The sequence below is a fragment of the Pseudomonas sp. 31-12 genome (assembly GCF_003151075.1).
In the GTDB taxonomy this organism is placed as follows: domain Bacteria; phylum Pseudomonadota; class Gammaproteobacteria; order Pseudomonadales; family Pseudomonadaceae; genus Aquipseudomonas.
The window spans coordinates 2,623,787-2,636,945 of sequence record NZ_CP029482.1 but is presented as its reverse complement, the minus strand read 5'-3'; the positions used below and the strand labels follow the sequence as shown (position 1 = coordinate 2,636,945).

Annotated in this window: 12 protein-coding genes; all 12 read left to right on the top strand. The window is 59.6% G+C overall.

Translation table 11 applies throughout. The features are described 5' to 3' along the window. Window positions 1-26 precede the first annotated feature (26 nt). Window positions 27-1,151 (top strand): tRNA 2-thiouridine(34) synthase MnmA, encoded by a 1,125-nt coding sequence (gene mnmA / locus DJ564_RS12285; RefSeq protein WP_109629435.1) that lies wholly within the window; start codon window positions 27-29, stop codon window positions 1,149-1,151. Beyond that, on the top strand, window positions 1,148-1,771 hold the full coding sequence (gene hflD / locus DJ564_RS12280; protein WP_109629433.1) for a high frequency lysogenization protein HflD: 624 nt from the start codon (window positions 1,148-1,150) through the stop codon (window positions 1,769-1,771). The genes mnmA and hflD overlap by 4 nt, the downstream gene beginning before the upstream one ends. Window positions 1,772-1,897: 126 nt before the next feature. After that, window positions 1,898-3,268 carry an adenylosuccinate lyase gene (purB, locus tag DJ564_RS12275; protein WP_109629430.1) on the top strand — a complete coding sequence of 457 codons (1,371 nt, stop codon included), beginning with the start codon at window positions 1,898-1,900 and terminating at the stop codon, window positions 3,266-3,268. Between the two features lie 86 nt (window positions 3,269-3,354). Beyond that, window positions 3,355-4,524: a cupin domain-containing protein gene (locus DJ564_RS12270; protein WP_109629427.1), complete on the top strand. Its 1,170-nt coding sequence runs from the start codon at window positions 3,355-3,357 to the stop codon at window positions 4,522-4,524. Continuing rightward, on the top strand, window positions 4,517-4,942 hold the full coding sequence (locus tag DJ564_RS12265; RefSeq protein ID WP_017339601.1) for a GNAT family N-acetyltransferase: 426 nt from the start codon (window positions 4,517-4,519) through the stop codon (window positions 4,940-4,942). Before DJ564_RS12270 ends, DJ564_RS12265 begins: the two co-directional genes overlap by 8 nt. Before the next feature lie 170 nt (window positions 4,943-5,112). Next, window positions 5,113-5,874 (top strand): secretin N-terminal domain-containing protein, encoded by a 762-nt coding sequence (locus DJ564_RS12260; RefSeq protein ID WP_109629424.1) that lies wholly within the window; start codon window positions 5,113-5,115, stop codon window positions 5,872-5,874. Between the two features lie 500 nt (window positions 5,875-6,374). Continuing rightward, a complete protein-coding gene (gene aceA / locus DJ564_RS12255; protein ID WP_033057066.1) occupies window positions 6,375-7,700 on the top strand; it encodes an isocitrate lyase in 1,326 nt (441 codons plus the stop codon). A gap of 647 nt (window positions 7,701-8,347) precedes the next feature. Next, window positions 8,348-8,761, top strand: coding sequence for an NADH-quinone oxidoreductase subunit A (locus DJ564_RS12250; RefSeq protein WP_003223812.1), 414 nt, complete (start codon window positions 8,348-8,350; stop codon window positions 8,759-8,761). Window positions 8,762-8,771: 10 nt separating this feature from the next. Then, window positions 8,772-9,446 (top strand): NADH-quinone oxidoreductase subunit B family protein, encoded by a 675-nt coding sequence (locus DJ564_RS12245; protein ID WP_008146035.1) that lies wholly within the window; start codon window positions 8,772-8,774, stop codon window positions 9,444-9,446. A 72-nt stretch (window positions 9,447-9,518) separates the two neighbouring features. Then, window positions 9,519-11,303 (top strand): NADH-quinone oxidoreductase subunit C/D, encoded by a 1,785-nt coding sequence (gene nuoC / locus DJ564_RS12240; protein WP_109629421.1) that lies wholly within the window; start codon window positions 9,519-9,521, stop codon window positions 11,301-11,303. Between the two features lie 2 nt (window positions 11,304-11,305). Continuing rightward, on the top strand, window positions 11,306-11,803 hold the full coding sequence (gene nuoE, locus DJ564_RS12235; RefSeq protein WP_003223804.1) for an NADH-quinone oxidoreductase subunit NuoE: 498 nt from the start codon (window positions 11,306-11,308) through the stop codon (window positions 11,801-11,803). Beyond that, window positions 11,800-13,155 (top strand): NADH-quinone oxidoreductase subunit NuoF, encoded by a 1,356-nt coding sequence (nuoF, locus tag DJ564_RS12230; protein WP_109629418.1) that lies wholly within the window; start codon window positions 11,800-11,802, stop codon window positions 13,153-13,155. The genes nuoE and nuoF overlap by 4 nt, the downstream gene beginning before the upstream one ends. Window positions 13,156-13,159 lie beyond the last annotated feature (4 nt).

The following is a 13,159-nucleotide window of genomic DNA, read 5'->3' as shown; positions in this document are numbered from 1 at the left end:
TTTTTAAAGACACTCATTGAATCCCTATGCGTGATCCAGCCCCTTCTGACACACAAAAGAAGCGCGTCATTGTCGGCATGTCCGGCGGCGTGGACTCTTCCGTTTCCGCTCTCCTGCTGATCGAGCAGGGTTATGAGGTGGAAGGCCTGTTCATGAAGAACTGGGAAGAAGACGATGGAACGGAATACTGCACCGCCATGGACGACCTGGCGGACGCCCAGGCCGTGTGCGACAAGATTGGCATCAAGCTGCACACCGCCAACTTCGCCGCCGAGTACTGGGACAACGTGTTCGAGCATTTCCTGGCCGAATACAAGGCCGGGCGCACGCCGAACCCGGACATCCTGTGCAACCGCGAGATCAAGTTCAAGGCGTTCCTCGACTACGCCATGATGCTCGGTGCCGACCTGATCGCCACCGGCCACTACGTGCGCCGCCGCGACATCGATGGTCGCACCGAGCTGCTCAAGGGCCTGGACCCGAACAAGGACCAGAGCTATTTCCTGCACGCTGTCGGCGGCGAACAGATCGCCAAGACCCTGTTCCCGGTCGGCGAACTGGAAAAACCCGAAGTGCGCGCGATTGCCGAGAAACACGACCTGGCGACCGCGAAGAAAAAGGACTCCACCGGGATCTGCTTTATCGGCGAACGCCGCTTCAGCGACTTCCTCAAGCAATACCTGCCGGCACAACCGGGCGAGATCAAGACCACCGAAGGTGAAGTCATCGGCCGTCACCACGGCTTGATGTACCACACTATCGGCCAGCGTCAGGGCCTGGGCATCGGCGGCTTGAAAGACGCCGGCGACGAGCCGTGGTACGTGCTGATCAAGGACCTGGAAAACAACGAGCTGATCGTCGGCCAGGGCAACGACCACCCTTACCTGTTCTCCCGCGCCCTGCTCGCCTCGGACATCTATTGGGTCAACCCGATCGATCTGACCGAGCCGCGCAAGCTGACCGCCAAGGTTCGTTATCGCCAAAGCGATCAACCGTGCACGCTGGAAAAAACCGCCACCGGCTACCGCGCCACATTCGATGACCCGCAACGCGCGGTCACCCCGGGCCAGTCGGTGGTGTTCTATGACGGTGAAATCTGCCTGGGCGGCGGCGTGATTGAAGTCGCAGAGCCATGGAGCAGCAAGGCATGAACCCCACTCAGGAGCAACTGACGGCGCTGGGCGGCGTGTTTCTCGCCGCGGTCCTCGTCGACAAGATTGCCAAGACCGGCCAGACCACCGAAGCCGGCCTGACCTGCATGCTCGGCAGTCTGCTGATCCGCGACCCCAAGGACACCCTGGAAGTGTACGGCGGCGACGACATCAATCTGCGCGAAGGCTATCGCGCATTGATCGGCGCCCTGGAGCGCGACCCGAGCACCCTGCAGCGCGAACCGCTGCGCTACGCCCTGGCCATGCTGGGCCTTGAACGTCAACTGGCCAAGCGCGATGACATGCTTGATGTGATCGGCAAGCGTCTGCCGCAGATTCAATCCCAGGTCGAGCACTTCGGCCCGGCGCATGAAAACGTGATTGCTGCTTGCGGCGCGCTGTACCAGGACACCCTGAGCACCTTGCGCCAACGAATTCAGGTCCACGGCGACATGCGCAACCTGCAGCAACCGAGCAACGCCTCGAAGATCCGCGCCCTGTTGCTGGCCGGGATTCGTTCCGCGCGTCTGTGGCGGCAGTTGGGCGGTCATCGCTGGCAGTTGGTGATCAGCCGCCGCAAGTTGCTCAAAGAGCTTTACCCGCTGATGCGCAGCAGCTGAACCGCGCCCGCAATACCGCTTTAGATCTGTAACGCGTAATACGCCGGTCAGTTGGCAACGGACCGGCGGATTTTTTCATGTATGATACGCGCCCCATTTCGTTGCCCGACTGTCCGAGAACACCCCATGCAGCTTTCTTCGCTCACTGCGGTTTCCCCTGTTGACGGCCGCTACGCCGGCAAAACCCAGGCCCTGCGCCCAATTTTCAGTGAGTACGGCCTGATCCGTGCTCGCGTTCTGGTTGAAGTGCGCTGGCTCCAGCGCCTGGCCGCTCATCCAGGCATCAGCGAAGTGCCGGCGTTCTCCGCCGAAGCCAACGCGGTGCTGAACACCCTGGCGGACAACTTCGCTCTGGAGCACGCCGAGCGCGTCAAAGAGATCGAGCGCACCACCAACCACGACGTCAAAGCCATTGAGTACCTGCTCAAGGAACAAGCGGCCAAGCTGCCGGAACTGGCCAAGGTCAGCGAGTTCATCCACTTTGCCTGCACCAGCGAGGACATCAACAACCTGTCCCACGCCCTGATGCTGCGCGAAGGCCGTGATGACGTGATGCTGCCGCTGATGCGCCAGACCTGCGACGCCATCCGCGAGCTGGCCATCCGTTTCGCTGACGTGCCGATGCTGTCGCGCACCCACGGTCAACCGGCCTCCCCGACCACTCTGGGCAAAGAGCTGGCGAACGTGGTTTACCGACTGGAGCGTCAAATCGCTCAGGTCGCTGCCGTTCCGCTGCTGGGCAAGATCAACGGCGCTGTCGGCAACTACAACGCTCACCTGTCGGCCTACCCTGAGATCGACTGGGAAGAAAACGCCCGCGCCTTCATCGAAGACGAACTGGGCCTTGGCTTCAACCCGTACACCACGCAGATCGAACCGCACGACTACATTGCCGAGCTGTTCGACGCGATCGCGCGCTTCAACACCATCCTGATCGACTTCGACCGCGACATCTGGGGCTACATCTCCCTGGGCTATTTCAAACAGCGCACCATCGCTGGCGAAATCGGTTCGTCGACCATGCCGCACAAAGTCAACCCGATCGACTTCGAAAACTCCGAAGGCAACCTGGGTATCGCCAACGCATTGTTCCAGCATTTGGCGAGCAAGCTGCCGATCTCCCGCTGGCAGCGTGACCTGACCGACTCCACCGTGCTGCGCAACCTCGGTGTCGGCTTTGCCCACAGCGTGATCGCGTACGAAGCCAGCCTCAAAGGCATCAGCAAACTGGAGCTCAACGCGCAGAAGATCGCCGCTGACCTGGACGCGTGCTGGGAAGTATTGGCCGAGCCGATCCAGACCGTAATGCGCCGCTACAACATCGAAAACCCGTATGAAAAGCTGAAAGAGTTGACCCGCGGCAAGGGCATCAGCCCTGAAGCACTGCAAACTTTCATCGACGGCCTGGACATGCCAGCCGCCGCCAAGGCCGAGCTGAAACTGCTCACCCCGGCGAACTACATCGGTAACGCTGTGGCACAAGCCAAACGCATCTGATCGACCGCTTTACCCGTTTGAGACGCCCGGCAGCGCCGGGCGTTTTTATTCCCGTCTGAAAAGTGCATTTTTTCAATAGGTTACACATGAATCCTGACATTCCTCTTCAACTTCTGGGCGGCATCACGGCGCGCGAATTCCTGCGCGACTACTGGCAGAAAAAACCCCTGCTGATCCGTCAGGCGATTCCTGAATTCGAAAGCCCGATCGACGCCGACGAACTGGCCGGCCTGGCGCTGGAAGAAGAAGTCGAGTCGCGCCTGGTGATCGAGAACGGCGAGCGTCCTTGGGAATTGCGCCGCGGCCCCTTCGCCGAAGATGAATTCAGCAAACTGCCGGAACGCGACTGGACCCTGCTGGTTCAAGCGGTTGACCAATTCGTACCGGAAGTCGCTGAGCTGCTGGAGAACTTCCGCTTCTTGCCGAGCTGGCGCGTCGACGACGTGATGATCAGCTTTGCCGCCCCGGGTGGCAGCGTCGGTCCGCACTTCGATAACTATGATGTGTTCCTGCTGCAGGGGCACGGTAAGCGCAACTGGAAAATCGGCCAGATGTGCGATTCCGAGAGCAAGTTGCTGCAACACGCGGACTTGCGCATCCTCGCTGATTTCGAAGCCACCGATGAGTGGATCCTGGAACCGGGCGACATGCTCTACCTGCCGCCGCGCCTGGCCCATTGCGGCGTGGCCGTCGATGACTGCCTGACCTACTCGGTCGGCTTCCGCGCCCCAAGCGCCTCGGAAGTGCTAACACACTTCACCGACTTCCTCAGCCAGTTCCTGACCGACGAAGAGCGTTACACCGACGCCGACGCAGTGCCTGCTGTCGATCCGCATCAGATCCAGCACGACGCCCTTGATCGCCTGAAAGCCTTGCTGGCCGAGCACATGAGCGACGAGCGCCTGCTGCTGACCTGGTTCGGCCAGTACATGACCGAGCCGCGCTACCCGGAACTGGTTGCCGGCCCGGAAGAAATCGAAGAAGAAGACTTCCTCGCCAGCCTCGAACAAGGCGCTGTGTTGATCCGCAACCCGAGCGCGCGCCTGGCCTGGTCCGAAGTCGATGACGACCTGCTGCTGTTCGCCAGCGGCCAGAGCCGTTATCTGCCAGGCAAGCTGCGCGAGCTGCTGAAAATGATCTGCGCTGCCGACGCCCTGCACAGCGACAACCTGGGCGAATGGCTGAGCGACGAAGACGGTCGCGGCCTGCTGTGCGAACTGATCAAGCAAGGGAGCCTGGGGTTCGCTGATGAATAAAATTCACGTACGTGTCGCAGACTGGCAAAAGGACAACGCCGAGATCCGGCGCATTCGTGAGACGGTGTTTATTGCCGAGCAATCCGTTCCACCCGAGCTTGAATGGGATGCCGATGACGCTACGGCAGTGCATTTCCTGGCCTTCGAAGGCGACTTTCCGATCGGCACCGCACGCCTGTTGCCCGATGGTCACGTCGGCCGGGTGTCGGTGCTTAAAGACTGGCGCGGCCTGAAAGTCGGCGATGCGCTGATGCAAGCGGTGATCGGTGAAGCCGAGAAGCGTGGACTGAAGCAGCAGATGCTGAGCGCACAGGTCCAGGCCACGGCGTTCTATGAGCGCTTGGGTTTCAGCCTGGTCAGTGAGGAGTTCCTGGAAGCCGGGATTCCGCATGTGGACATGGTGCGGCACTCCGCTTGACACCTGTGGCGAGGGAGCTTGCTCCCTCGCCACAAAGGCCCACAAGAACACCACAAAACGCCCCGCCATCGACCGATGCCGGGGCGTTTTGCTGTCTGCGATTCAACTTGCCCCACGCCGGGCCGACAAACTGGCAATATCAACACTTCAAGATGTCGGAGATAACGGATATGTCCCTACGCACCCTGCTCACCACGCTGCTGCTGACGTGCAGTTTTTCAGCCATGGCGGCCACCGAGATCGTGCCCCTGAACTACCGCACCAGTGCCGATATGTTGCCGATGGCACAGGATTTCATCGGCAAGGATGGCCAGGTCAGCGCCTACGGCAACCAGCTGATCGTTAATGCCGATCAGCGCAAGATCGACGAACTTAAGGCCCTTGTTACGCAACTCGACGTTGCCGCCAAGCGCCTGCTCATCACCGTCGACACCAACGAAAACAACTTCCAGGGCGACCAGGGTTACTCAGTCAACGGCGCCAAGCCGAGCCAGACGCGCATCATCAACCGCAGCACCGACAGCCGCGATGGCGGCATCCAGCAGATTCAGGCCAGCGAAGGCGCACCGGCACTGATTCAGGTCGGCCAGAGCGTGCCGCTCACCAGCAGCCAGACCGATTCCTACGGCGATCTGCGCAGCCAGACCGAATACCGCAACGTCACCCAGGGTTTCTATGTCACCGCCAGCGTCACCGGCGACATCGTTCACTTGTCGATCAGTACTAACCGTGACCGTATGAGCCAGGAACGTCCCGATGTAGTGAATGTGCAAAGTACCGACACAACTGTCACGGGACGCTTGGGCGAGTGGATCACCCTGGCCGGCGTGAACCGTCAGACTCAAGCCGACAAACAGGGTCTGACCCGCAGCTACTCGACTCAAGGCCGGGATGACATGACCCTGCGGGTGAAAGTCGATACTTTGGACTAAACCACCGGAAACTGACTGATTAGTCGTATTAGACCAAAGATGTAGTGCTTGAAAAAAAGCACTACAAAACGTTTGACGATCGAAAAAAGCAAAGGCATGATGGCCTCGCTCCCGCTAATCAGGGGCCCTGGCAAGGGCCTTCGAGGCGCCGCTCGCATCTACCCCAGCGAGCCGTTTCGTGTCTGTACCGCCCACAAGGTGTGTTTGACGAGGTTGCCGACTGGAACGAAGTTGTCCCGAGGGACGGAAGCGTAATTAGGTAACCCGGCTCCACACTGAAGTTCGTATAAAGGCCCACGACGCCCGAATCCGCTCGCCAGTTCGCCCTTACCTGCTCACTTCCCCTCGAGCCCATCGTTCATCCCGTCGCCAACCCCGCCGAATCCGACTTGACCACCTAAGCTTCTGGTCAGCGAGCAGCCTTTTACGCTTCTTTAATTTGCGTAGTTGGCAGGAGCAGGAATTTTCCACCCCAGACCTATGCGACGAGGTTTATCTCCATGGCACTGACACGCGAACAGCAAATTGCAGCCCTCGAAAAAGATTGGGCTGAAAACCCACGCTGGAAAGGCGTGACACGCGCTTACTCCGCTGCTGACGTCGTCCGCCTGCGTGGCTCGGTTCAACCTGAGCACACCTTTGCAAAACTGGGCGCCGAGAAGCTGTGGAACCTGGTGACCCAGGGCGCCAAGCCATCCTTCCGTCCTGATAAAGATTTCGTCAACTGCATGGGCGCCCTGACCGGCGGCCAGGCTGTACAACAAGTCAAAGCCGGCATCCAGGCAATCTACCTGTCGGGCTGGCAAGTGGCTGCGGACAACAACTCCGCCGAATCGATGTACCCGGACCAGTCGCTGTACCCGGTGGACTCGGTTCCAACCGTGGTCAAGCGCATCAACAACTCGTTCCGTCGTGCTGACCAGATCCAGTGGAAAGCCGGCAAAGGCCCGGGCGACGAAGGCTACATCGACTACTTCGCACCCATCGTTGCTGACGCCGAGGCCGGTTTCGGCGGCGTTCTGAACGCTTACGAGCTGATGAAGAGTATGATCGAAGCAGGCGCCGCCGGCGTTCACTTCGAAGACCAACTGGCTTCCGTGAAAAAATGCGGCCACATGGGCGGCAAGGTACTGGTTCCTACCCAGGAAGCTGTACAGAAGCTGACCGCTGCCCGTCTGGCGGCTGACGTTGCCGGTACTCCGACCATCATCCTGGCCCGTACCGACGCTAACGCAGCTGACCTGCTGACCTCTGATTGCGACCCGTACGACCAGCCGTTCGTGACTGGCGAACGCACTCAGGAAGGCTTCTACAAAGTGCGCGCCGGCCTGGACCAGGCGATCGCTCGCGGCCTGGCTTACGCGCCGTACGCCGACCTGATCTGGTGCGAAACCGCCAAGCCGGATCTGGACGAGGCTCGTCGCTTCGCTGAAGCGATCAAAAAGGAATACCCGGACCAACTGCTGTCGTACAACTGCTCGCCTTCCTTCAACTGGAAGAAAAACCTGGACGACGCGACCATCGCCAAGTTCCAGCGCGAACTGTCCGCCATGGGTTACAAGCACCAGTTCATCACCCTGGCCGGCATTCACAACATGTGGCACAGCATGTTCAACCTGGCGCACGACTACGCCCGCAACGACATGACTGCCTACGTGAAGCTGCAAGAGCAGGAATTCGCTGACGCTTCGAAGGGCTACACCTTCGTGGCTCACCAGCAGGAAGTGGGCACCGGCTACTTCGACGACATGACCACCGTGATTCAAGGTGGCTCGTCTTCGGTGACCGCGCTGACCGGTTCGACTGAAGAAGAACAGTTCCACTGATCTGCTTCGCCTGAGCTAACGGCCGTTGCGGACCGAATAGAAAGCTAACCGCAACGCCGCACATCTGACGCCCCGACTGGTTCGGGGCGTTTTTTTGCCCGCGATTTACCAAACACCACATAACCCTGTGGGAGCGGGCTTGCTCGCGATGACGGTGTGTCAGTCACTGCAGATGTCGACTGAAAGGCCGCCATCGCGGGCAAGCCCGACTCCCACAGGAATGCATGCACCTTCAAGTCCTACGAAAAACATTGATCCAGAGCGGTACCGCGCGCAGAAAACCGAGGTAAAACGTCCATCTCCGCTACTTGTAGTAACAGCCATATAAGACAACTTCCCAGTCACCCAGCCGTTAAACAGTTTAAAAACCAAGCCAAACAATATTGATTATCATTTAGCTACAACTATGTTCGTTACATTCCCTACAAAACAATATTGATGAAAACCCGGCTAATGCCCGCAACGCATGGGCTGCGGGGCTTCGGAGGTGCGCTATGTCCTTATTCCATTAAATAATTTCGCTATCTGAATTTTACTTGCACCGTGTTGTGCCATAAAATCAGCGGGATTGATTGCTGCGACATATCGTCACTGCTTTGTTTCTTTTCAAGCTCAGAGACCTTTGCTCTCTGTTAAGGATTACCAGCATGCCCGAAGCGACAGGACTCATGGCCCACAACTGGGGCTTTGCCATTTTCCTTCTGGGCGTCGTCGGCCTTTGCGCCTTCATGCTCGGCGTCTCCAGCCTCCTCGGGTCAAAAGCCTGGGGCCGCAGCAAAAACGAACCGTTCGAGTCCGGCATGCTACCTACAGGTGGCGCCCGCTTGCGGCTCTCAGCCAAATTCTATCTGGTCGCGATGCTCTTCGTGATCTTCGATATCGAAGCCCTCTTTCTCTTTGCCTGGTCTGTGTCCGTCCGCGAAAGCGGCTGGACCGGATTCGTCGAAGCTCTCGTTTTCATAGCAATTCTGTTGGCAGGTCTTGTCTACCTGTTCCGAGTGGGCGCCCTTGACTGGGCTCCGGAAGCTCGTCGCAAGCGGCAGGCGAAGCTGAAACAATGAGGCTTTGGCAATGCAATACAATCTCACCAGGATCGACCCCGATGCTCCTAACGAGCAGTATCCGATTGGCGAACGGGAAACCGTTTCCGATCCGTTAGAAGATCAAGTCCACAAAAACATCTTCATGGGCAAGCTCGAAGACGTGCTTAACGGCACGATCAACTGGGGGCGCAAGAACTCCCTGTGGCCGTATAACTTCGGTCTTTCGTGCTGCTACGTGGAAATGACCACCGCCTTCACGGCGCCCCACGACATCGCGCGCTTTGGCGCCGAGGTTATCCGGGCATCGCCGCGCCAGGCGGATTTCATGGTTATCGCCGGTACCTGCTTCATCAAGATGGCGCCGATCATTCAGCGTCTCTACGAGCAAATGCTCGAACCTAAATGGGTTATCTCCATGGGTTCGTGCGCCAACTCCGGTGGCATGTACGACATCTACTCTGTCGTTCAAGGGGTGGACAAGTTCCTGCCCGTGGACGTCTACGTGCCTGGCTGCCCGCCCCGTCCTGAAGCTTTCCTGCAAGGCTTGATGCTCTTGCAAGAGTCGATTGGACAGGAGCGTCGTCCGCTTTCCTGGGTCGTCGGTGATCAAGGCGTGTACCGCGCCGAGATGCCTTCGCAAAAGGAACAGCGCCGCGAACAGCGAATCGCAGTCACCAACCTGCGCAGCCCCGACGAAGTCTGATCCAGATCTGCTTCTTTTATAGAACGAGACACTGGCTTCATTCTTTACGTTGACCGAAAGCGATAAATAACCATGACTACAGGCAGTGCTCTGTACATCCCGCCTTATAAGGCAGACGACCAGGATGTGGTCGTCGAACTGAACAACCGTTTTGGCCCCGAGGCGTTCACCGCCCAGCCTACCCGCACCGGCATGCCGGTGCTTTGGGTTGCCCGCGCCAAACTCGTCGAAGTCCTGACCTTCCTGCGCAACCTGCCCAAGCCGTACGTCATGCTCTATGACCTGCACGGCGTGGACGAGCGCCTGCGCACCAAGCGTCAAGGGCTGCCAAGCGGCGCCGACTTCACAGTGTTCTATCACTTGATGTCGATCGAACGTAATAGTGACGTAATGATCAAGGTCGCCTTGTCCGAGAGCGACCTTAGCGTGCCGACCGTGACCGGTATCTGGCCGAACGCCAACTGGTACGAGCGTGAAGTGTGGGACATGTACGGCATCAATTTCGCCGGCCACCCGCACCTGACCCGCATCATGATGCCGCCGACCTGGGAAGGTCACCCGCTGCGCAAGGACTTCCCAGCCCGTGCCACCGAGTTCGATCCGTTCAGCCTGACCCTGGCCAAGCAACAGCTTGAGGAAGAAGCCGCGCGCTTCAAGCCTGAAGACTGGGGCATGAAGCGTTCCGGTGCGAACGAGGACTACATGTTCCTCAACCTCGGTCCCAACCACCCTTCCGCGCACGGTGCGTTCCGCATCATCCTGCAGCTGGACGGTGAAGAGATCGTCGACTGCGTGCCAGACGTCGGTTACCACCACCGTGGTGCCGAGAAGATGGCCGAGCGTCAGTCCTGGCACAGCTTCATCCCGTATACCGACCGTATCGACTACCTCGGCGGTGTGATGAACAACCTGCCGTACGTGCTCTCGGTCGAGAAGCTGGCCGGCATCAAGGTGCCCGAGAAGGTCGACGTCATCCGCATCATGATGGCCGAGTTCTTCCGGATCACCAGCCACCTGCTGTTCCTGGGGACTTACATCCAGGACGTCGGCGCCATGACCCCGGTGTTCTTCACGTTCACCGACCGTCAGAAGGCGTACACGGTGATCGAAGCCATTACCGGTTTCCGTCTGCACCCGGCCTGGTACCGCATCGGTGGCGTCGCTCACGACCTGCCGCGCGGCTGGGAAAAACTGGTCAAAGACTTCGTCGAGTGGATGCCAAAGCGTCTGGACGAATACCAGAAGGCCGCGCTGGACAACAGCATCCTCAAAGGCCGGACCATCGGCGTCGCTGCCTACAACACCAAGGAAGCCTTCGAATGGGGCGTCACCGGTGCAGGCTTGCGTTCGACCGGTTGCGACTTCGACCTGCGTAAGGCGCGCCCGTACTCCGGTTACGAGAACTTCGAATTCGAAGTGCCACTGGCCGTCAATGGCGATGCCTACGATCGTTGCATCGTGCGCGTCGAAGAAATGCGCCAGAGCATCAAGATCATCGAGCAGTGCATGCGCAACATGCCGGCAGGCCCGTACAAGGCGGATCACCCGCTGACCACGCCGCCACCGAAAGAGCGCACGCTGCAGCACATCGAGACCCTGATCACGCACTTCCTGCAAGTTTCGTGGGGCCCGGTCATGCCGGCCAACGAATCCTTCCAGATGATTGAAGCGACCAAGGGCATCAACAGTTATTACCTGACGAGCGATGGCGGCACCATGAGCTACCGCACCCGGATTCGTACTCCAAGCTTCCCGCACCTGCAGCAGATCCCTTCGGTGATCAAAGGCAGCATGGTCGCGGACTTGATCGCGTACCTGGGTAGTATCGATTTCGTTATGGCCGACGTGGACCGCTAAGCATGAACAGCACGCTTATCCAGACAGACCGTTTCACCTTGAGTGAAACCGAGCGCTCGGCCATCGAGCACGAGCTGCATCACTACGAAGACCCGCGCGCGGCGTCGATCGAAGCCCTGAAGATCGTCCAGAAGGAACGTGGCTGGGTGCCTGACGGCGCGCTCTACGCCATCGGCGAGATCCTCGGCATCCCGGCCAGCGACGTTGAAGGCGTGGCGACGTTCTATAGCCAGATCTTCCGTCAGCCGGTCGGTCGCCACATCATTCGCGTCTGCGACAGCATGGTCTGCTACATCGGCGGCCATGAATCGGTAGTCAGCGAAATCCAGAACAATCTGGGCATCGGCCTGGGTCAGACTACCGCCGACGGTCGTTTCACCCTGCTGCCGGTCTGCTGCCTCGGCAACTGTGACAAGGCGCCGGCGTTGATGATTGACGACGACACTTTCGGTGATGTGCAGCCTGCCGGCGTTGCCAAATTGCTCGAGGGCTACGTATGACCCTGACTTCCTTCGGTCCTGCCAACCGCATCAAGCGTTCGGCCGAGACTCACCCGCTGACCTGGCGTCTGCGCGACGACGGCGAAGCTGTCTGGCTTGACGAGTACCAGGCCAAGAACGGTTACGCCGCCGCGCGCAAAGCCTTCGCCGACATGGCTCAGGACGACATCGTCCAGACCGTGAAAGACTCCGGCCTTAAAGGTCGCGGTGGTGCAGGCTTCCCCACTGGCGTGAAGTGGGGCCTGATGCCCAAAGACGAATCCATCAACATCCGCTACCTGCTGTGCAACGCGGACGAGATGGAACCGAACACCTGGAAAGACCGCATGCTGATGGAGCAACTGCCCCATCTGCTGATCGAAGGCATGCTGATCAGTGCTCGCGCGCTGAAAACCTACCGTGGCTACATCTTCCTGCGTGGCGAATACACCACCGCCGCCAAGCACCTCAACCGTGCGGTGGAAGAAGCCAAGGCAGCGGGCCTGCTGGGTAAAAACATCCTGGGCAGCGGCTTCGATTTCGAGCTGTTTGTCCACACCGGCGCCGGGCGTTACATCTGCGGTGAAGAAACCGCACTGATCAACTCCCTCGAAGGCCGCCGCGCCAACCCGCGCTCCAAGCCGCCCTTCCCGGCCGCCGTTGGCGTGTGGGGCAAGCCGACTTGCGTGAACAACGTTGAAACCCTGTGCAACGTGCCGGCGATCATTGCCGACGGCGTGGACTGGTACAAATCGTTGGCCCGCGAAGGCAGCGAAGACATGGGCACCAAGCTCATGGGCTTCTCCGGCAAGGTGAAGAACCCGGGCCTGTGGGAATTGCCATTCGGCGTCACCGGTCGCGAGTTGTTCGAAGACTACGCTGGTGGCATGCGCGACGGTTACACGCTCAAGTGCTGGCAGCCAGGCGGCGCCGGTACCGGTTTCCTGTTGCCTGAACACCTCGACGCACAAATGTACGCCGGCGGCATCGCCAAAGTGGGCACCCGTATGGGTACCGGCCTGGCCATGGCGGTGGACGACAGCGTCAACATGGTTTCCCTGCTGCGCAACATGGAAGAGTTCTTCTCCCGTGAGTCGTGCGGTTTCTGCACCCCGTGCCGTGACGGTCTGCCGTGGAGCGTCAAGCTGCTGCGCGCGATCGAGAACGGTGAAGGGCAAGCCGGCGATATCGAGACCCTGCTGGGTCTGGTCGGTTTCCTCGGCCCGGGCAAGACCTTCTGTGCTCACGCACCGGGCGCCGTGGAGCCGTTGGGCAGCGCAATCAAATACTTCCGTCCAGAGTTCGAAGCCGGCATCGCGCCTACCAGCGCCGTCGTCCCGCCTCTGGCAAGGCCGATCGTAGTCGGCGCGTAAACGC